This window comes from Aggregicoccus sp. 17bor-14 (assembly GCF_009659535.1).
GTDB lineage: Bacteria > Myxococcota > Myxococcia > Myxococcales > Myxococcaceae > Aggregicoccus.
Window position 1 is genome coordinate 249359 of sequence record NZ_VJZZ01000003.1, and the last position, 20177, is coordinate 269535.

At 75.0% G+C, this 20177-nt stretch carries 10 protein-coding genes; 4 read left to right on the forward strand and 6 right to left on the reverse strand.

Going from position 1 to position 20177, the window contains the following annotated elements; translation table 11 throughout:
- Positions 1–21: 21 nt before the first annotated feature.
- Entirely contained in the window at positions 22–7770 is a 7749-nt protein-coding gene (locus FGE12_RS07500; protein WP_153865707.1) for a CARDB domain-containing protein, read from the reverse strand.
- Between the two features lie 263 nt (positions 7771–8033).
- Between FGE12_RS07500 and FGE12_RS07505 the strand changes: the two genes are divergently transcribed.
- Positions 8034–8549: a DUF2199 domain-containing protein gene (locus FGE12_RS07505; RefSeq protein ID WP_153865708.1), complete on the forward strand. Its 516-nt coding sequence runs from the start codon at positions 8034–8036 to the stop codon at positions 8547–8549.
- 53 nt (positions 8550–8602) lie between these two features.
- Here FGE12_RS07505 and FGE12_RS07510 read toward each other — a convergent pair whose 3' ends face one another.
- A complete protein-coding gene (locus tag FGE12_RS07510; RefSeq protein WP_153865709.1) occupies positions 8603–9574 on the reverse strand; it encodes an NADPH:quinone oxidoreductase family protein in 972 nt (323 codons plus the stop codon).
- A 256-nt stretch (positions 9575–9830) separates the two neighbouring features.
- Between FGE12_RS07510 and FGE12_RS07515 the strand changes: the two genes are divergently transcribed.
- Positions 9831–10337, forward strand: a complete 507-nt coding sequence (locus FGE12_RS07515; RefSeq protein WP_153865710.1) for a hypothetical protein — start codon at positions 9831–9833, stop codon at positions 10335–10337.
- Positions 10338–10547: 210 nt separating this feature from the next.
- Here FGE12_RS07515 and FGE12_RS07520 read toward each other — a convergent pair whose 3' ends face one another.
- The 4 genes from FGE12_RS07520 to FGE12_RS07535 form a co-directional block, all read right to left on the reverse strand.
- On the reverse strand, positions 10548–13874 hold the full coding sequence (locus tag FGE12_RS07520; protein ID WP_153865711.1) for a patatin-like phospholipase family protein: 3327 nt from the start codon (positions 13872–13874) through the stop codon (positions 10548–10550).
- Between the two features lie 104 nt (positions 13875–13978).
- Complete coding sequence (locus tag FGE12_RS07525; RefSeq protein WP_194797682.1) at positions 13979–14542, reverse strand: aminodeoxychorismate/anthranilate synthase component II; 564 nt, start codon at positions 14540–14542, stop codon at positions 13979–13981.
- Positions 14539–16050: an anthranilate synthase component I family protein gene (locus FGE12_RS07530; protein WP_153865712.1), complete on the reverse strand. Its 1512-nt coding sequence runs from the start codon at positions 16048–16050 to the stop codon at positions 14539–14541. Before FGE12_RS07530 ends, FGE12_RS07525 begins: the two co-directional genes overlap by 4 nt.
- A 456-nt stretch (positions 16051–16506) precedes the next feature.
- Positions 16507–17859, reverse strand: coding sequence for a thioredoxin family protein (locus FGE12_RS07535; protein WP_153865713.1), 1353 nt, complete (start codon positions 17857–17859; stop codon positions 16507–16509).
- A gap of 147 nt (positions 17860–18006) precedes the next feature.
- Here FGE12_RS07535 and FGE12_RS07540 point away from each other — a divergent pair, with 147 nt between their 5' ends.
- Positions 18007–18630, forward strand: a complete 624-nt coding sequence (locus FGE12_RS07540) for a peptidylprolyl isomerase (protein WP_153865714.1) — start codon at positions 18007–18009, stop codon at positions 18628–18630.
- Positions 18631–18714: 84 nt separating this feature from the next.
- On the forward strand, positions 18715–20142 hold the full coding sequence (locus FGE12_RS07545; RefSeq protein ID WP_153865715.1) for a pyridoxal-dependent decarboxylase: 1428 nt from the start codon (positions 18715–18717) through the stop codon (positions 20140–20142).
- Positions 20143–20177: the final 35 nt, after the last annotated feature.

Below are 20177 nucleotides of genomic sequence, written 5' to 3' on the forward strand. Positions count from 1 at the left end.
AGGTGGGAGAAGGGAGGGGAGCTACTCGCAGCGCAGCCGCGGGGCGCCTGCGGGCGCTGCGGGCGTCTGCACCAGGGCCTGGCTGCCGCGCACGGCCACCTCGTTGGCGACCACCGCGCCGAAGATGCGGCCGTTGCTCGCGAGGTCGAGGTTGGCGGTGGGCGCGTAGACCTGCAGCGCGATGTCGCCTGCGTGGGGCACGGTGACGTAGTCGCCATTGCGCTCGAGGTCTGCCGCGGACACCAGCACCAGGCTGCTGCCCTCGGCGGGACGCGCCTGCAGCCGCGAGTCTCCGCTGACGGCGAAGCTGCCCTCCACGTAGAGCTCCACGTGCGCGCCCGGTGCGGCGCCGAGGGTGGAAGTGCCGTCCACCCACACGTAGGGCAGGAAGTAGCGCCCCGAGGGCAGCAGCAGCGTGCGCTTGCCGCGCACCACGAGGCCGCCGTCCCACCACAGCCACTTGCTGCTCTCGGGCAGGGTCTGCAGCTTCGCGTTGTCGTTGCTCTCGCGCACGCGCAGCATCGCCGCCTGCACGTCGTAGCCGCAGCCGCAGGGGCTGGGCGCCGGCGTCACCCGCTCGGAGCCCAGCGCCAGCTTCGCGGTGCGCGCCACGGCGAGCTGGTTGCCGTAGTAGGCGCGCCCGTCCACCCCGCTCGCGCCCTGCAGCGAGAGGCTGCCGCCCACGACGAAGTCGCCGCCCAGGTGCGCAGTGCTCAGGATGTTGGCCGCACCGTTGGCCCCCGCGCTCGCCTTCTGCCCCGGCTCCGCCGCGCTCAGGTTGGCCCGGTCCTTGATGGCCAGGTTGTTGAGCGCACACACCGCGTAGTCGAAGCGCGGCAGCGTGCCGCCCTTGACGGTGAAGCCGATGCGCTGCTCCCGCACGTTGCCCGCGCGGTCCTCGGCGCGCACCCGCAGCTCGTGGGCGCCCGGGGCGCTCACCGTGTCACCGCTGTTGAAGGGGCTCCCGTCCAGCGTCGCGGAGACGCCCAGCAGCGCCGCGTCCGTGGCGGCGAAGGTGATGGTGAAGCCCTCGGCCACCTGGCCCTCGCTCACGCCCGTGACGTTCAGCTCGGGCAGGGTGAAGTCCAGCGTGAAGGCGAGCTGCTGGGCCGTGCGGTTGCCCGCCGCATCCAGCGCCTCCACCTCGAGGGTGTGGGGGCCCTCGGCGGACACCTGCGCGCCGGGGGCGAGGGGGCTGCCGTCCACGCGCACCGTGGTGGTGCCCGGGTGCGCATCCGTCACCTGCACCGTGGGCTGCACGGGCAGGCGGTAGGAGGCACCTGCGCTCACGCCGGCCACCTGCAGGGTGGGCGGGGTGGTGTCGAGCGCGAAGGCGCGCGAGGCGGTGGCGCTGTTGCCCGCCGCATCCGTCGCCGTCACGGTCCACAGGTGGTCGCCTTCGGCCGACACGCTCGTGCCCGAGGAGAAGTCCCCCGTGCCATCCAGCGTGGACTTCAGCGTGACGCTCAGCGCGTCGCTCGCGCTGAAGGTGAGCGTCACCGGGCCGTGCACCACCGCGCCCTGGGCCACGCCTGCGAGCAGCAGCGCGGGCGCCTGGCGATCCAGCGTGAAGCGCAGCTGCAGCTCGCTGGCGTTGCCCTCCACGTCCACCGCCTCCACCGCGAGCACGTGCGTGCCCTCGGCGCTCACCGGGGTGCCGTTCGCGTACGGCAGGCCGTCCAGCGTCATCAGGGCGCTGAAGCGGCTCTCGTCCTCCACCTGCACGTCCGGAGTGACGGCGGCGGCGTTCGTCGCCTGGCCGTCGCTCACGCCCGCCACCCGGATGGTGGGGGGCGTGGTGTCCACGTGCAGCGCGGCGGAGACGAGCACGCGCTCCAGCGTGCGCCCGTCCAGCTCCACCACCAGCAGCTTCTGTCCCTCGGTGACGGCCGCGGTGGGCACGCTCAGGGTGCTCACCGCCGTGCCACCCGCGGGCACGTCCACGCCCTGCGCGGCCGCGCCCTGCTCGGCGAGCGCCGCGGCATCCAGCAGCCGCACCTTCAGCGTGCGGCCCGCCACCGGCAGCGCGCCCGTGTTGCTCAGCGTCACCTTCACGGGGAGCGTCGGGCCCAGCGGGAAGGGCGAGCGCACGCTCACGGCCGCGCGCACGGTCTCCTCGGCCGCGTACTGCAGCGCGAAGGTGGCCTCGCGCGAGTCCATCACCCCACCCTGCGCATCGCGCACCTCGGCCTGCACGGTGTACGTGCCGGGCGGGAGGCTCGCGGAGAGGGCGAAGAGCTCGTTCGTGTCGAAGTGGCCCGCGGGCGGCAGCGGCGGCACAGGGCGCGTGGAGGCGAGCAGCTGCGCGCCTGCGGCATCGCGCACCGTCACCCGCACGGTGGCGCCGTTGAGCCAGGTGTTGAGGCTCAGGTTGCTGGTGCGCTGGCTGATGAGCACGTCGCGGCCGGGGGCGTACACGCCGCGGTCCGTCACCACCTCGGTGCTCGCGCCCGCTGCGCCCGTCACCGCCACGCGCGCCTCGGCGCGCGCGAGCAGGCGCCCGCTCTCCGTCGCCTCGGCGACGAGGCGGTAGGTGCCCGGGGGCAGCCGGCCCGTGTTCCAGGAGAGCGGCTGCCGGGCGCCGCCCTGGGGCTCGAGCAGCAGCTGCGTCGCGGGCAGCAGCGTGCCCAGCACGGTGCCGTCCTCGGCGAGCGCCCGGGCGCTGAGCCACACCTCCCGCGCGGAAGGCAGCACGTTGGTCAGCTGCACCTCGCCCGCGATCGCCGTCTCCGGGCCCGCGGAGGCGGGATTCGCCGCCACCGCGAGCGCGAGGCCCGAGGCCTCCACGGCGAGCGGCAGCGCCGCGCGGTTGTTCGTCTCGAGGAACTCCGGCACCTGGTCCGCCGGGTCCACCTCCAGCAGCACCTGGTTGCTCGCGGAGGGCGCGCTCAGCTCGGCCGAGAGCGCCACCGACTCGCCGTCCAGCAGCGCGGGCAGCACGCCCTCCTGCACCACGGCGCCGTCCATCACGAAGCGGTAGGCCGCGGCGGGCGCGCTCGCGCCCTGGTTGCGCACGGTGGCCTGCACGCTCACGCGCTCACCCTCGCGGGCCGAGCGGGGGCTGAGCGACACGAGCTGGGCGACGAGGTCCGGAAGCTGTGCGTCCGCGACGTCCAGCAGGAAGACGGCCTGGTTGTTCGAGCGGTCGCCGTCCAGCGCGAGCCCCTCGGGGTCGGCGGCGAGCTGCAGCTGGCGCTGCGAGGGCAGCGCGGTGAGCTGCACCGCCACGCGCGCGGCCTCACCGGCAGCGAGCGCCGGCAGCGCCGTGCGGCCCTGGCCCTTCACCTCGAGCGCGCTCGCGGCGCAGGCCTGCTGGCCCACGTTGCGCACGCTCGCGGCGAGGGACACCGGAGCGCCCGCGGCCGGAGCGGCGGGGCTCGCCTGCAGGCTCGCGGCGTCCAGCGCGAGGTCGCACACCGCGGTGCCCGCGCCCACGAAGAGGCGGAAGGAGGCGGTGTTGTTCTCGTGGCCGGACTCCTCGATGGCGCCCTCGGCCTCCTCGGGGTTCACCACGGCCCAGATGCGGTGCTCGCCCTCCGGGTACGCGTCCCAGAGGAGGCTCGCCGCCGCCTGGCCGGTGCGCGGAGCGAGCGGCCCCGCGGCGCGCGCCTCGCCCAGGCGCTTGCCGCCCTGCGCGGGGTCACCGTCGTAGAACACCACGCGCACGTCGGAGGCGCTGAGCCCGCCCACGTTGCGCACGTTCGCCGTCAGCTGCACCTGCGCGCCCACGCGGCCCTGCGCGGGCAGCGCGGTGAGCGGAGTGGCGGCGAGCGCGAGGTCCGCCAGCAGGCGGCTCGGCTCCTTGTCGAACTGCTGGTTGTAGGTGTTGCCCTCGGGCTTGAGCCACCAGCGCAGGTCCGGGCTCACGCGCAGGTCGTCGCCCACCTGACCGCGGCGCAGGCTGCGCGTAGGCCAGGTGCTGGGCAGCTTCTTCCAGTGCGGGCTCGCGTACACGAGCACCTGGTTGCAGCCGTACACCGGGAACTGGTTCGCCTCCCACACCGCGCCGTCACCGTTGAGGCAGTCGCTGCTGCGCGAGACCACCACCTCGGCGCGCGCCTCGGCGTCCGCGCCCAGCGCGGCCACCACCGGCACCTGCCGGTCGCTGTAGGCGAGGTCCCCGTCGATGGCGCCGCCGCTCACCGGCATGGGGCTGGGGAAGGCGGTGAGGGGGCGGCCGCTGCGGCCGTCCAGCAGGAAGAGGCCGCGGTTGAGCGACTGCGGCAGCAGCTGCGGGCGGCCGAGCCCCAGCAGGTCCGCCGCCGAGGCCACCGACACGTCCGTGGACTCGAAGGGGACGATGGGCGTGTTCCACAGCGTCTGCAGCTCGGGCGAGAAGGCCGCGAAGTTCGGCTGCGTCGAGTTGTTGCTCACCGCCGGGTAGCTCAGGCCGTCCTGGCGCAGGGCGGCCGCGAGCATGCCGCGGTCGGAGGCCTCGTAGGCCACGCCCTGCCACTTGCGGTTGCCGGTGCGCAGGTCGTAGGCCTCGAGCGCGCCGCGGTACACGGGGATGACCAGCTCCGGCTGCCCGTCCAGGTCCAGGTCCACGATGGCGTGCTCACCCGCGCTGCTCACCGCGTCGCGCTTCCACAGCAGGCTGCCGCGGTGGTCCGTGAGGAACAGCTGCTGCGCGGCGACGAGCAGCTCCACGTCCCCGTCGCCGTCCACGTCCAGCGCATCCACGCGCACCGGGCTGCCGGTGCACGAGGCCGGCACGGGAGCAGCGTCCACGAGCGCGTGGCCGTCCTTGCCCGAGAAGCCGCGCAGGCGCTCGCCGTCGTAGTCCACCAGGTCGCTCACGCCGTCGGCGTCCAGGTCCGCGAGGCCGAGCGTGGCCCGGCGGCGCCAGCAGGCCCCCGCGTTGGAGACGGTGTCCTGGCTCCACTTCACCTGCCCGTCCGCGTCCAGCACGCTCAGGCGCTGGGTGCGCGCGGTGCCCGAGAGCCGCTCGGAGGCCACCACCACCTCCCCCTGCCCGTCACCGTCCAGGTCCGCGAGCACCACGTCGTCCAGCATGCTCAGGGCCTGGTGGCGCCAGCGCAGCGTGTGCCCGCCCTGCGCCGTGGGCGCGTACACGACGACGCCGCCCGAGACGCCCGCGGGGTCCAGCGTCACGGGCACGCTCGCGCGGTAGCCCACCACCAGGTCCGGCGCCGCGCCCGGGTGCAGGCGCCCCACGCGCACCTCCTGCCCCGTCACGTAGCGCACGCCCGCGTAGGCGGGGCCCAGGTCCAGCTTCAGCAGCTCGCGCAGGAAGAGGTGGCGGCCGGCGAAGGTGCCGGTGGTGCTGTCGGTCAGCTGGCGCGCGCTGAAGCGGGTCAGCTTCGCGAACACCTCCACCGGGCCCTCCTTGCGCAGCCAGTCGAAGCTCGCGCTCGCGCTGCCGCTCGCGGGCACGGTGAGCGGGCTCTCGCCCAGCTTGCGCCCCTCGGAGAGGCCGGGGCGGCCCTGCCACCACTCCACGACGGTGCTGCCGGCGGTCGCCGCCCGGTTGTGCACCGTGGCGCTCAGGTGCACGCGCTCGCCCACGTCCGCGCCGGCGGGCGCGAAGGCCAGGTCCTCGGGCTGCAGGCTGAGCTGGATGGCCTCGGGCGAGACGGTGAGCTCCGCGCAGTTGTCGTTCTCGTTCTGCTCCTGCAGCGCGTTCTCCACGTCCACGCAGGCGCGCAGCGAGGGGGCCTGCGCGGGGCGCACCAGGGAGCCGAAGTCCACGCGCGCGCTGTCCCCGCCGGCGAGCTGCACCGGCAGCCGCGCCCACACCCGGCCGTCCACCTGGTTCACCAGCTCCACGCTGCTGCTCACCGGCTCGCGCCCGCTGTTGCGCACGGTGGCGGTGAGGGCGAAGGTCTCCCCGGCCTTGGCGCTGCTGGGGTTCGCGCTGAGCTGATCGAGCGCCACCTCCACGCCCGGCTGCAGGCTCACGCTCACGCTGTGGGTGGCGGAGTTGTTGTTGCGGTTGGTGTCGTTGAGGCGGCGCTCGGGGTCCACCTCCACGCGCAGGCTGGTGCTCTTCTCCAGCGCGAGCTGCAGCTCCGCCTGAGCGCTCCCGCGCGCGGGCACGCTGGGCAGCTCCACCAGGCCCAGGGGCTGGGTGCTCACTCCGCCGGACTCGTACACGCCCACTGCCACGCGGTTCGCGTCGTTGGCGCCGGGGTTGGTCACCTGCACGCGCAGCGTGAAGGGCTGGCGCGCGCCCACCTCTCCGGGCGCGTGCGTGATGCCCGCGCTCACCACGGCCAGGTCCACCGGGAGGCTGGTGCCGGGATCGTAGAAGCGGAAGGCCGCGTTGTTCGTCTCGTCGCGCTCGGCGAGCACGTTGGCCGGGTCCACCACCGCGTGGATGGCCGTGGCGCCGTTGGCCCCCGCGGCATCCCAGAGCACCGACACGGTGGTGCTCGCGTTGGAGGCGAGCCCCGCCGCCACGGTGGCCGTGCCCAGGCGCACCCCGCCCACCGAGCCCTTGTACACGTCCACCGCCACGTCGCGCGCGAGCGTGCTGCCCACGTTGCGCACGGTGACGTCCACCCGCACCTGCGTGCCGCTCTGCTGCACGAAGGAGAGGGAGGTGTTGGAGACGCTGAGGTCCGAGCCGCGCTGCACTTCCATGCGCGCGGAGGCCGTGTTGTTCAGCTCGTCGAACTCCACCACGCTGCGCTCCGGGTCCACGAGCGCCTGCACGGTGTACGCGCCCTCGAGCCCATCGGTGGGGAGGCTCGCCGTCACGTGCGTGCGCGCGCCGCCCGCAAGCTGCGCGAGCGCGGCCTCCGCGAGCACCACCGGCTCACCGCCCGCGACGCTCGTGGCCACGAAGCGCACGCGGCCCGCCGGGGCGGCGAAGCCCGAGCGGTTCTCCACGTCCAGGCTCGCGAGCACGGGCTGCCCCTGCAGGGGCGCGGTGGGGCTGAGCAGCACCACGCCGCGGCCCGACTCGTCCGGCACCACGCGCCAGTCGGGGCTCGCGCTCGCGAGCGCGCGCACCGCGATGGCGGTGAGCCGCACCGAGCCCGCCCAGCTGCCGTCCAGCGCCTGCAGACCCTCGAGGTTCGCGCGTGCGCGGGCAATGGCCTGTGCGTGGTCGCCGGGCGCGCCCACCAGCGCCACCACGGCCATGGCCGTCGCATCCGGCGTGCCGAAGGCGCCGTCCGCTCCCTGCGCGGCCTTCATGCAGGTGAGGGCGTGCTGCAGGGCGCCGTTCACCAGCACGTCGTGGGTGAAGTGGCGCAGCGCGAGCACCACCTCCGCGGTGAGCGGCACCGAGGCGCCGTTGTCCGCGTACGCGTAGCAGCCATCGGGGCGCGCGGAGAGCGCGAGCTGCCACGCGAGCGCGGAGTAGCTCGCGTACGTCGCCTGGGGCAGGCCGCGCAGCGCACGCAGCGTGAGCGCGAGGTGCAGCGCGTCCGGCGCGTCGAAGCCGTCCGCGTGGCTCGTGCGCGCGACGACGTAGGGGGCGAGCCCCGCCACCGCGAGCTGCTGGCGCAGCACCAGCTCCGCGTCCACCTGGGCCGGCAGGTGGGTGAGGTACTGCTCGGCCCACAGCGCGGGCTCGCCCTGGCCCTGGCCCACGGCGCGCAGCGCCTCGAGCACGTCCGGGGTGGTGAGCGCCGGGTCCTCGCCGAGCGAGGCGCCGTAGCTGCCCGTCTCCGGGTCGCGGTACTGCTGCAGGAAGGCGAGGCCTCCGTCGATCGGCGCGGCGGCAGCGCCCGTCGCAACGGCCAGCGCCAGGCCGGCGGCTCCCCACAGCTTCAGTCCCTGCAGCGTCCTCGTCCTCACGGGTGCATCCCCCCTCGGCTGGCTCCAAGCGCGCGCACTCCCTTGGCGCGGCGCCCCTCTGGGCCAGCAGGCGGGCGGCAAGAAACAGTGTGCGGATGTGCGGGGAAAGGGGCCCCGGCAGTCCGGTCCTGGGGTGCGCCGAAGTGGCCGCAGCGCGCGCCCAGGCGCACCGCCCCCTCGGCGCCGGGGCAGGGAGGCGCGCGAGCGAGGGGGCCTCACGCGGCGCCCCACGGGGGCTCCCTGCCCGCCTAGACTGCCCGCCCATGACGACCGGCTACCTGTGCACCCGCTGCCGCGAGCAACACGCGGAGCTCCCCTTCTCCTACGAGGCCCCCGCTCCCACCGCCTGGAGCACCATCCCCGAGGCGGACCGCGCCAAGCGCGGCGTGCTGGGCGGCGAGCAGTGCGTCATCGACGGGCAGCACCACTTCGTGAAGGCGCGGCTGCTGCTGCCCGTGGCGGACTCGAAGGTGCCCTTCGAGTGGGTGGTGTGGGTGGCGCTGGACCCGAACGACTTCAAGCGCATGAGCGACCTGTGGAAGAAGTCGGGCCGCGAGAAGGAGCCCGGCTACCCGGCGCTGCTCGCCACGCGCCTGCCCGGCTACGCGCGCGACACCGTGGCGCTGCAGGGCCTGCTGCGCACGCGGCCCGTGGGCGAGCGCCCCGTGCTGGAGCTCGAGCAGGTGGACCACCCGCTCGTGAACGAGCAGAAGGGCGGCATCACCCGCAAGCGCGTGCAGGAGCTCGCCGAGCTCGTGCGCCACGGGCCGCAGCAGTAGCGGCCGTGTCCTCCCTCTCCCCTGGGAGAGGGTCGGGGTGAGGGAATCTCGCCCTACCCCGCCACCCGCAGCACGACCTTGCCCACTGCGCGCCGCTCCTGAAGCTCGCGCAGTGCCTCCGCGCCCCGCTCGAAGGGAAACACGCTCCCCACCAGCGGCCTCACCACGCCCGCGGCGGCGAGCTTCGCGAGCTCTGCGGCAATGTGCGGCGTGAGCGCGGGGTCCTGCGCGGCAAGGGCCCCCCACGCCACGCCGACCACGGACACGTTCTTGAGGAGCAGGCGGTTCACGGCGACCTCGGGGATGCGCCCACTGGTGAAGCCCACGACGAGGAGGCGGGCCTCGGGGGCGAGCACCTTGAGGCTGCGGTCGAACACGTCCCCACCCACCGGGTCCAGCACGAGGTCCGCGCCGCGCCCCTGCGTGAGCGACTTCACCTGGGCCACCCAATTCCCGGTGGACAGCACCACCTCGTGTGCACCGGCGCGCCGGGCGACCTCGGCCTTGCGCTCGTCGCTCACCACGGCAATCACGCGCGCCCCGCCGCCGCGCGCCACCTGCACGCTCGCGGTGCCCACGCCACCCGCAGCGCCGTGCACCAGCACGGTCTCTCCCGCGCGCAGGCCTCCGCGCCGGTGCAGCGCGAAGTGGGCCGTGTGGTAGTTCATCACCACGCCCGCGGCCTCCTCGAAGCTCCAGTCGGCGGGAATCGGGAACACCTGCTCGGGCGCGGCGACCACCTGCTCCGCGAAGCCGCCGAGCCAGGTGAGCGCCATCACCCGGTCACCTGGGTCGAAGCCCGAGCCCGCGGGCGCCTCGCGCACGGTGCCCGACACCTCCACGCCCGGCACGAAGGGCAGCTCCGGCTTCATCTGGTAGCGGCCCTGGGTGAGCAGCAGGTCCGGGAAGCTCACGCCCGCGGCCGCGACATCGATGAGCACCCCGCCCGAGGCGTCCGGCGCGGGCACCTCCACGAGGCGCAGGGAATCGGGTCCGCTCAGCTCGGTGCAGTGCAGGGCGCGCATGGGTGCCTCCCGGGTGCGTGGGGCCCGGAGCATGCGCGGGCCCCGCATCGCCCTGCCAGCGACTTCTGGCGCGCCGCGCTCACGGCTTCACGGACGAGCCTGGGAGCAGCATGAAGATGCAGAGCGGTGGGGCATCTCTGACAGGCGTGTCGGGGTTCGCGTCGCGCCGGCGCCTTCTGGAGACCCGTGTCACCTCTGTAGGTGCCTCGGCGCAGCTCTTGCTGAAAGCGGGAGTTCCTCACCTCCCGGAGCCTCCATGTTCAGAGCTTCCTCGCCGTTGCTCGTCGTGCTCGCACTGGTCGGCTGTGGCTTCGAGCCACTGGAGCCGGAGGGGCCACAAGAGCTGCGCAGCCCCGAGTGTGACCAGGGACTGCCCGTCATCGCCTCGGGGCAGATCGCCGTCGGGGAGCGCTACACTCGCGCCGAGGATGCAACGCAGGTCGATCTCGAGCTGGTCAAGACAGACGGCGTCGATAGGCCGAAGACTTTGACCCGCGCAGTCTTGAAGAAGCCGCGAGCATTCCCCATCTCCTTCACGCTGTGCGCGGACTCGAGCGGCCTGAAGCCGGAAGACACCATCAACTGGGTGGTCGAGGTGCACGACGCACCCGGCGAACAAACGACCAGGGTGTACTCCAATCAGCCGTACAGCGGCGCACCCTTCACGGATTACGTGATCACCATCAACTATGATGGGTGGCCCTTCACGGACACGGTCGGGGGCGCCGGGGGGGCGGACCCGGGGCGCCCCTCGTCGAGGTGAGTGCGAGGGCCGCCTAGAGCCGCCCCTCGAGGAAGTTCCTCTCCCGCCGCGGCCCTTCGGGCGTGAGCACGCTCAGTGGATGGAACTGCACGCCCACCCCTGGGCACTCGCGTTGGCGCGGCGCCATGACCGGCCCCACCCTCGCGCGCGCCCCGCAGCCTCCCGCCAGCGCCCTCTCGCACCCGCGTTGCGCGCTGCGCCCGCGCGCGCTCAGGGCCCGAGGCGTGGGAGCAGCCAGTACGCCACGCCGTTGAAGTCGGCGAGCGAGACGCTCACGAAGAAGTTGCTGCTGCCCAGGGGGAAGTCGCGCGTCCCCAGCGCCAGGCCGAGCCGGTCCTGCAGCACGCTCACCCGCAGCTCGGCGCCCGTGGCGATGCGCCCGTCGCGCCAGTACACCGAGGCCCGGGGCCCTGCACTCAATGACGTGCCGCGCAGGTGCAGCGTGGGGAGCAGCCCCACGGTGGACGAGTACCGGCTGCGGCCGATCTCGAGGTCCAGCGGGGTCACTGCCGAGAGCACCGAGACGTGCGGCGAGAGCCGCAGCGCGGGCTCGAGCCAGGAGAGCGAGACCCCACCGTTGCTCACGTCCAGCCCGATGCGGTACGGCAGCAGGTGCGCGAGCGCCCGGCGCCCCACGTCCGGCGCCGCGAGCGAGGCGCCGGGGATGGTGGAGGGGTCCAGGTCCAGCCGGGGGTAGCGGCCCCCCGGGCCCGGCCCCCGCATCCACAGCTCCCCCAGCCCGTGCGCGCGGAGCACCGCCCCCGAGAAGGGCGCGTCGCCGTGATACCTCCGCTCGGTGTCCAGCGAGCGGTCCAGCACCTTGCGTACGGTGTCGCGCGACCAGCCCTCGCCCTGCGCGAGCAGCTCGGACATGTTGCGCTCCACCGGCCGGTAGCCGCGCTCCCGGAGCGCCTGCACCAGCGCAACGAAGGAGACGTCGCGCACGCACAGTGGCTCCCGGGACTGCGGGTGGCAGGGCGTGCGCGCGGCGAGCAACGCGTCCGCCACCGCCGCGACGTTCGCGTCCGCGGGGCGCGGCGGCGCCCCCTGCTCGAGCCAGGCCCACGCGGGCTCGGCGAGCAACGCTGCGGCGCGAGCACGGTCGTCCAGGGCCGCTGCCAGCTCGGCGCGCGCGAGCCGGCGCAGCACCAGGCTCGCCGGCGGGGAGGCCGTCAGGCCGAGGCTGCGCGCCACCACCTGCATCGCCTCGCCGAGGCAGCGCTGCGTGTCGGGCTCGGCCAGGTCCAGCGCCTGCGGGGCCTCGCGCCTGCGCACCGGCGCGGTGAGCCGGGGCCAGGCCGCGGCGCCGCACACGCTCTCCGCGATGGCGTGGGCCGCGTCGTACACGCCCGCGTAGTAGTCGAACTCGCGCAGCGGCCGGTCCAGGAACGCCCCGAAGTAGCCCAGCTGCGCGCCGGCGATGGGCGCGAAGCGGCTGGAGGAGACCAGCACCCGCTCTCCTCCGCGCTGAGCGCCCAGCGCCTGCGCCTCGCGCGCGAGCGCATTCACCCGGGTGATGGCCCGCTGCAGCGGCGGACCCAGCTTCGCGAGCGCGCGCACCCGCTCGGCCGCCTCTGCCGGCGCACCTGGCACCTCCTCGAGGGCCTGCAGCGCCGGCTGCAGGTCGCGCGCGGTGAACAGCTCGCCGAGCGGCACCGCGGCCACCGCCGCCCGCACCCGGGCCGCAGCCTCCGCGTGCGCGGGCGAGCGCGCCACGTCCGCGAGCGCTGCATCCAGCAGCGTGTGGGCAGCCTCGGCGCTGAGCACCCCGAGCACGCGGCCCGCGCGCACCGTGCGCAGCAGCTCGTCGCGCAGGCGCAGCAGGCGCCGGGCATCGAAGGGCCCGCGCGACACGCGGACCATCTCCTCGCTGAGCACGTCGAAGGCGGTGGCCGCCAGCACGAGCCGCGCCGAGATGGCCTCGCTGTCGGCGAGCAGGTCTCCCGAGCCGTCACCCAGGCGGGCCAGCTCGCGCTCCGCCCGCGCCGCCACCTGCTGCGCGAGCTGCTCCACCTCCTCGTCCGTGAGCGGCGCAGCCTCCGCCACCCGCGCTCCGCCGGCGATGGCCGATACCGCCTGCGCGCAGGCCTGCAGCCGCTGCTGCTCCTCGCGCGCCCCGGCCGCCCCATCCGCCTGGCATCCGAGCAGCATGCGCCCCACCGCAGCGCGCAGCCCCCGCCCGGACAGGCCGCGCGGCACCGCGAGCATCGGCAGGGGCGCGGGCTTGCCCACCGAGAGCGCCTGCAGCTGCTGGGAGAGGTCGATGAAGGGCACCAGCGCCACGCTCGCCTGCAGCAGCAGGCTGCGCGTCGTGCGGTTCCAGCCGCCGGCGCGGATCGCCCGCGCGAGGTCCGCGCTGCGTCCGGTGCTCACCAGCTCTCCGAGCAGCTGCAGCGCGCCCTCCACCCCCTCCCGCGAGGGGGCCGGCGCGCTGGCGCCCCCGGGCGCGAGCCGGCGCAGCTCCGGGTCCACGAAGAGGTAGGTGGCGGGCTGCAGCGGGGCGGGCTCGAGGCTGGACTCGGTGAGATCGATGGCGAGCCCCACCGGCGCGTTGTCGAAGATGCCGCCGTCCACGTAGCTGCGCCGACACAGCGTGAGCGGCTCGCCGCGCACCGAGCGCGCGGGACAGGTGAGTGCACCAGAGCCTCCCGCCGGCGTCGGACAGCGCTCGGGCGTCACCTGCTGCGAGGCTGGGCAGCGCGCGCTGCAGTCGCACAGCACCCGCGGCGCGAAGGCGGCCGGAAAGGCGGCCGAGGCGAGCACGCCCTGCGACACCTGGCTCCACGGCAGCGCGCTGCCCCCGCCCGGCTCGGGGCGCTCGGCGAGCCACAGCACGTCGTCCTCCTCCTCGCGGGCCTGCTCGAGCGGCAGTCCCCCGAAGCGGGGCCTCCCGTCCGGCGTCACCTCGAGCCGCCAGGGCACGACGAAGCGCTGGGTGCGCACGGAGATGCCCGCCACCTCCCGCTCCTCGGCGCCGCTGCGGGTGACGGTGATGCCCACGGGCAGCTGGCAGCCGGGGCGGAAGGTGCGCCCGCCGCGCGCGGTGAGCAGCGAGGCGCCGAGCGCGTCCAGCGTCTGCACCAGGGGCCGGCTCGCGAGCAGCCCGTCGCCGGGCTGGTACGCCGAGGCCTGGTCCGGCAGCAGCCGGTCCAGGCCCACGGGCACCCACGTGTCACGCAGCAGGTTGTGGTCCACGGAGCTGTCGGCGCGCGACTGCGGCGCGGCGCACCAGAGCAGCGCCGAGAGCAGCGCGTTGATGCTGCCGGCCGAGGCGCCCGTCGCCGCGACGAGGCGCGGCCGCCCGGCGCGCGCGTCCATGGTGAGCTCCGGCACGCGCCGCGCGAACTCCACCACCGTCCAGCCCAGCCCCGCCTCGTAGGAGCCCAGGCTCACCCCGCCGCTCAGCACCAGGGTGAGCGGCAGGTCGGTGCGCTGCGCCGGAGCGGCCGGCGCCGGCGCTGGCTGCGCCCCAGCCGCCAGCGCTCCGCCGAGCGCCAGCGCGAGCGCGAGCGCGAGCAGCGTGTGCCGGCCGGTCATGGTCGCTCCCTGTCGGCGCGGGTCCGGAAGCCGGGCGCCGGCCTCCGCGCGCGCCCGCCCTACCTATGCCGGCCCCAGCCGCGGTGCAATGGAACCGCGCGGAGCTACAGCCGCCCCTCGAGGAAGTTCTTCACCAGCCGCGGTCCCTCGGGCGTGAGCACGCTCTCCGGATGGAACTGCACGCCCACCACCGGGCGCTCGCGGTGGCGCAGGCCCATGATGAGCCCGTCCTCGCTCCACGCGGTGGGCTCGAGCTCCCGGGGCAGGTCCTCGGCGCGCACCACCAGCGAGTGGTAGCGCGCCGCCTCGAAGCCGGGGCTCAGGCCCTCGAAGAGCCCCTTCCCGCCGTGCCGGATGTGCGCGGACTTCCCGTGCACGGGCTCGGGCGCGCGCACCACCTGGCCGCCGAAGGCCGCACCGATGGACTGGTGCCCGAGGCACACTCCGAGCACTGGCACCTGCGCCTCGCGGATGGCCTCCACGCTCACCCCGGCCTCGTGCGGCGTGCAGGGGCCGGGAGAGACCACGAGGTGGCTCGCGCCGCTCGCGCGCACGCCGGCCGCGTCGATCTCGTCGTTGCGCACCACCTGCACCTCGGCGCCCAGCGTGAAGAGCAGCTGCACGAGGTTGAAGGTGAAGGAGTCGTAGTTGTCGATGACGAGGATCACGCGCCCTCCTCCTCGCGCGCGAGCCGCAGCGCGGCCGCGAGCGCTCCTGCCTTGTGCTCGGTCTCGTCCGCCTCGTGCGAGGGCACCGAGTCCGCGACGATGCCCGCGCCGGCGGTCCACATCGCGCGCGTGCCCTCCACGAAGAAGGTGCGCAGCGCGATGGCCAGGTCCAGCGTCCCGCCAAAGGAGAGGTAGCCCACGGCGCCCGCGTAGGGGCCACGACGAATGGGCTCCAGCTCGTCGATGATCTGCATCGCGCGGATCTTCGGCGCACCGGACACCGTGCCCGCGGGGAAGGCGCACGCGAGCGCATCGAGCGCATCCTTCCCCTCGCCCAGCCGCCCGCGCACCTGACTCACGATGTGCATCACGTGGCTGTAGCGCTCCACCGTCATGAGCTCTTCCACACGCACGCTGCCCGGCGCGGCCACGCGGCCCACGTCGTTGCGCCCCAGGTCCACGAGCATGGTGTGCTCGGCGCGCTCCTTCGGGTCCGCGAGCAGCTCGCCCTCGAGCGCCCGGTCCTCCGCCTCGCTCGCGCCCCGCCGCCGCGTGCCGGCGATGGGGCGCACCACCACGTCGCCGTCGCGCACCTGCACCAGCAGCTCGGGCGAGGCGCCCACCAGCGCCCGCGCCTCACCGCGCGGCTCCCCGAGCTCGACGAGGAACAGGTACGGGGACGGGTTCACCCGCCGCAGCGCGCGGTAGAGCGCGAGCGGGCGCGGCGCCCCGCGCGCCTCGAAGCGCCGCGCGAGCACCACCTGCATGCAGTCGCCCGCGCGGATGTACTCCTGCGCGCGCGCCACCGCGGCCTCGAAGCCCGGCCGGTCCCACGTCGCCTGCGCTCCCTCCGCGCCCGCGACTCCGCCCGCGGCGCGATAGGCCTCCTCCGGCAGCGGCCGGCGCAGGCGCGCCACCAGCTCCTCCACCTGTCCCTCGGCGGCCCGCAGCGCCCCCTCCGCGCTCGCATGCTGCGCGGGCCTCGCGAGCGCCGTGACCTTGAGCGTCTGCGCGCGCGAGTCGAGCGTGACGAAGGCGTCCTGCAGCATCCACTCGGAGTCGGGGAAGGCGAGCGTGTGGGGGTGGCGGTCCGGCACGTGGCGCTCGAACCACGAGGCGCAGTTGTAGCCGAGGTAGCCCACGAGCCCGCCCACGAAGGGGGCCTCGCCCGGCAGCGTCGCCACCGCGTGCTCGCGCCAGAGAGCGCGCAGCACCTCGAGCGGTGCGCCCTCGCGCCGCTCCTCGCGGCCTCCGCGGATCAACGTGGCGCCCTTCGAATCCAGCCGCACGCGCCCCGAGGGCGAGGTGCCCACGTAGCTGTAGCGGCCGAAGCGCTCGCCGCCCACGCAGCTCTCGAGCACGAAGCCGCGCTCGTGGCCTCCGCCCAGCTTCAGGTAGGTGGAGAGGGGGGTGTCCAGGTCTGCGGGCAGCTCCCGGGACACGGGAACGGCCTCGCCCTTCAATGCGCGCTCGCGGTACACCCGCGCGCGCTCCTGCTGCGCTGTCATGAGAGCCCCCCTCGCCCCCTGCGCACGCAGGGGGACGGGGTGAGGGGTTGGCGCCTCACGTCGCAGCGCTGGGGGGGATCCTCAGCGCCGCCGCGAGACGAGCACCACCGCGCACGCCGCGTGCTGCGCCCGCCAGCGCGCCCACGCACCGCAGGTGGCGAGCGTGAGGCACAGCGCAGGGAGCAGGGTCGTGATCACGGGGCACTCTCCAGGAGGCGAATCAGAAAGAGGCGAACCAGCAGAACCGCAGGACCAGATGATGACAGAGGCGAGCGCCGCATTGGAAGCGCCCGTTGCAATCCCGTTGCGTGCGAGTGACTGGAATCGGATCTCCTACCTGCACCGCTGCTCGCCTGCCCGCTCGCTCTCCCCCATCCGCGGCGCCGCTCCTGCTGGAGCACCGAAGCCGAGCAACCGTGGGCACTTGGAGCCTCGCGCGCCTCGGGAGCCTGGGTCTCAGTGCTCCGGGGCCGGCTCGCTGCGCAGCGCCCTCAGCTGCCTCTCCAGGGCATCGCGCGTGCGCGTGGGCACCTGCACCCGGCTGAGGTCCTCCGCGTACGTGAGCGCCTCCTCGAGGGTGCGGATGGCCTCGGCGCGCCGTCCCGCCATCTCCAGGAGGGTGGCACGGTCCCGGAGCACCCGCAGCCGCCGTGGGCCCTGCACCTTCGTCACGGCGCGGCCGCTCGCCGCAATGGCGTCCGCCAGCCGGCCCTGCGCGTGGTAGAGCCCCGCGAGCCGCGTCGACGTGTTCGGGTCGCCGGGAAGGTCGCGCTCGCTCTGCTCGAGGGCCGCCACGGCGCGCTCCGGCGCGCCGAGCGCCACCGCGGCGCTCACCCGGTGCGAGTCGAGGGCGGCGCGCGCCTCGGCGGTGGGCGCGCGCGCCGCCTCCTGCTCGAGGAAGCCGAGCCACGCCTCCGCCGCCGCGCGCACGCCGGGCGCGTCGCTCGCCGTGCGGCGCGCGCGCACGAGCGACTGGTGGAGGGCGGAGCGGTCCTCCGGCACCAGCTCGATGAGGGGCGGGGCGAGCGCCTCGCGCACCCGGGCCTCGAGCGCGCCCTGGAGGCCCGCGTCCTTCGTCTCCAGTGCGCAGCCGAGCCCGCTCGCCGCGACGGCCGCCCACCGGGGCGAGCGCTCCAGGCGCGCGAGCTCCGACTGGGCCGTGCGCGCACAGGCCTCGTGGGCGCCTGCACGGCCCTGCGCGGAGAGCAGCGACTCCAGCGCGCGGCCGCGCCGCTCCCAGTCGGGAGGGGCGAGCTGCAGCGTGCGGGCGTAGGCGTCCACGGCCTCCGCGACGTGGCCCGCCCCGAGCAGCGCATCGGCGCGCGCGAGCTCGGCCTCGAGGCCTGCGCCCGGGCCCCAGTAGGCGCGCTCGCCGCTCTCCAGGAGCGCGGCGACCTGCGTCACCGTGGCGCTGCCGGGCGAGCGCACCAGCACCTTGCCGCTGCGGGGGTCGAGCACCGTGAGGGTGGGCAGCACGTCGAAGGGGTACTCCTCCAGGAAGGCCGCGTTCTGCGCCAGCTCGGTGTTCAGCTCGAGCCACACGAAGCGCCGTCCGTAGCGCGCGAGCGCCGCGTCCGTGAACACGTTCGCGCGCATCGCGAGGCAGGGGCGGCACCAGGGCGCCCACAGGTCCACGAAGAGCGGCACCCCCTGGGCCTTCGCCGCCGCGAGCGCCCGCTCCGCGTCGTCCACCACGAAGGGCAGCGCGTGGGCGGCTGTCTCGACCGGTGCCTCCGGGGCCTGCACGCGCGCCGCGGTGCAGGCGGGTGCAGTGGCGAGCAGCAGCAGCGGGAGCAGTGCGGAGCGCATGCTGCGCAGCATAGCGCCCGGCGGCCGGCGGCAGCAGGCCCCCCCGGGGGAGGCCGCGCTTCCCTGGACGCTGCCTTCCTCCAGTCCACGGGCAGGCTCCTGCCGGGAAGGTGACCCCGGAGGGGCGCCCGCGCTTAGATGGCTCCGATGAGACCCCTCTCCCCTGCCCTCCTCGCCCTACTGCTCGCGCTCTCCACCGCTGCCCTCGCTGCCGCGCCGAAGAAGAAGGCCAAAGCCCCGGAAGCCAAGGCCTCCCCGGTGCGGGTGGTACTCCAGACCGAGAAGGGTGAAATCGAGCTGCAGCTCGACGCGGCGCGCGCGCCGCAGACGGTGCGCAACTTCCTCGCCTACGTGGACGCGGGCCTCTACGACGGCGGGCTCTTCCACCGCACGGTGAAGCCCGACAACCAGCCGAACAGCGCGGTGAAGATCGAGGTCATCCAGGGCGGCACCGACCCGGCCCGCGAGGCCGAGCTGCTCCCCCCGATTCCCCTGGAGCGCACGCGGGTAACGGGACTCAAGCACCTGGACGGTACGCTCTCCATGGCGCGCGGTGCGCCCGACAGCGCCCAGGCGGACTTCTTCATCTGCCTCGGCGCTCAGCCCGAGCTCGACTTCGGCGGCAAGCGCAACCCGGACGGCCAGGGCTTCGCGGCCTTCGGCAAGGTCGTGAAGGGCATGGACGTGGTGCGCGCCATCCAGCAGGCCCCTGCGAGCGGGCAGCAGCTCACCCCACCCGTCCGCATCCTGCGCGCGGCGCGAAAGCCGTAGGCGCGGGCGCGTCCCAGCGGAGACAGTCGGCACCCGCGTCCACGTGCACGCCGCCCCCCGGGAGGCGCTACAACCGGCCTTGCCATGACGCCCTCACCGCTCGACCTCCCGGAAGCCGACTTCCGCCGCCTCAGCCAGCGCGTCTCGGAGCTCGCCTCCGGCTGGCTGCAGGGGCTGGACGCGCGCCCCATCACGCCCGCGGCGCGCGGGCAGGAGACGGAGGCGCTGTTCGACGGGGCGCTGCCGGAGGAGGGGCTGGGGGACGCGGCGCTCGACGCGCTGCTGCCCCTGATGGACGCGTGCCGCGCCTACAACGCGCGCTTCCTCGGCTACGTGTTCGGCGCGGGCAGCCCCATGGGCGCGCTGGGCGACTTCCTCACCAGTGTGCTCAACCAGAACACCACCGCGTGGCGCAGCGCGCCCGCGGCGGTGAGCCTCGAGCGCGCGCTGGTGCGGGAGCTGGCACGCGCGGTGGGCTGCGAGGGCTTCGGCGGCAGCCTCTGCGGAGGCGGCTCCGCGGCCAACCTCATGGGGCTCGCCCTGGCGCGCGAGGCGCGTGCGCCCGCGAACGAGGACGGCGTGCAGCCGGGCGGCGTGGTGTACGCCTCCAGCGAGGTGCACATGTCCATCCCCAAGGCCATGGCGCTGCTGGGACTGGGCCGCAAGGCGCTGCGCCTCCTGCCGGTGGACGCCGGGATGCGGCTGGTGCCCGGGGCGCTCGCGCGCGCGGTGGAGGAGGACCTGGCTGCGGGGCGCCGCCCCATCGCGGTGGTGGCCAGCGCGGGCACGGTGAACACGGGCGCGGTGGACCCGCTCGAGGCGGTGGCGGACGTGGCCGCGGCGCACGGGCTGTGGCTGCACGTGGACGGAGCCTACGGAGGGCTCGCCGCGCTCGCGCGTCCGGAGCTGTTCCGGGGCCTGCAGCGCGCGGACTCGCTCTCGCTGGATGCGCACAAGTGGCTGCACCAGCCGGTGGACTGCGGGCTCTTCCTCTTCAAGGACGCGGGCCGCGCGCGCGCTGCGTTCAGCCACACGGGCGACTACGCGGCGGTGCTGGGCGGCGCCGGGGACGTGGAGGGCTTCGCCTTCTTCGACGAGTCCCTGGAGCTGAGCCGGCGCTTTCGCGCGCTCAAGCTGTGGCTCTCCCTGCGCTACCACGGGCTCGCCGCCTTCCGCGACGCCATCGGGCGCGACCTTGCGCACGCGCAGGCCCTGGGCGAGGCCATCCGCCGCGAGCCGCGTCTGCAGCACGTGGGGCAGGGTCCCTTGAGCGCAGTGTGCTTCCAGTACGTGGGGCGCGTGCCGGAGGCGCAGCGCGACGCCTTCAACGCGTCGCTGCTGCCCCGCCTCAACGCGCGCGGACGCGTGTACCTCTCCAACGCCGTGCTGGGCGGGCGCTTCTGCCTGCGCGCCTGCTTCGTCAACCACCGCACCCGGCCCGCGGACGTGCAGAGCGTGGTGGACGAGGTGCTCGCCACCGGCGCGGCGCTCGAGTCCGGGAGCTCCGCGTGAGCGCGTCCGAGGCCTTCGCCACGGGGCGCTGCGTG

What these genes read in the sequence shown, in the direction of transcription:
- FGE12_RS07505 (WP_153865708.1), top strand. Translation starts at nt 8,034, where the DNA reads ATGACGACCGGCTACCTGTGCACCCGCTGCCGCGAGCAACACGCGGAG.
- FGE12_RS07510 (WP_153865709.1), bottom strand. Translation starts at nt 9,574, where the DNA reads ATGCGCGCCCTGCACTGCACCGAGCTGAGCGGACCCGATTCCCTGCGC.
- FGE12_RS07515 (WP_153865710.1), top strand. Translation starts at nt 9,831, where the DNA reads ATGTTCAGAGCTTCCTCGCCGTTGCTCGTCGTGCTCGCACTGGTCGGC.
- FGE12_RS07520 (WP_153865711.1), bottom strand. Translation starts at nt 13,874, where the DNA reads ATGACCGGCCGGCACACGCTGCTCGCGCTCGCGCTCGCGCTGGCGCTC.
- FGE12_RS07530 (WP_153865712.1), bottom strand. Translation starts at nt 16,050, where the DNA reads ATGACAGCGCAGCAGGAGCGCGCGCGGGTGTACCGCGAGCGCGCATTG.
- FGE12_RS07535 (WP_153865713.1), bottom strand. Translation starts at nt 17,859, where the DNA reads ATGCGCTCCGCACTGCTCCCGCTGCTGCTGCTCGCCACTGCACCCGCC.
- FGE12_RS07540 (WP_153865714.1), top strand. Translation starts at nt 18,007, where the DNA reads ATGAGACCCCTCTCCCCTGCCCTCCTCGCCCTACTGCTCGCGCTCTCC.
- FGE12_RS07545 (WP_153865715.1), top strand. Translation starts at nt 18,715, where the DNA reads ATGACGCCCTCACCGCTCGACCTCCCGGAAGCCGACTTCCGCCGCCTC.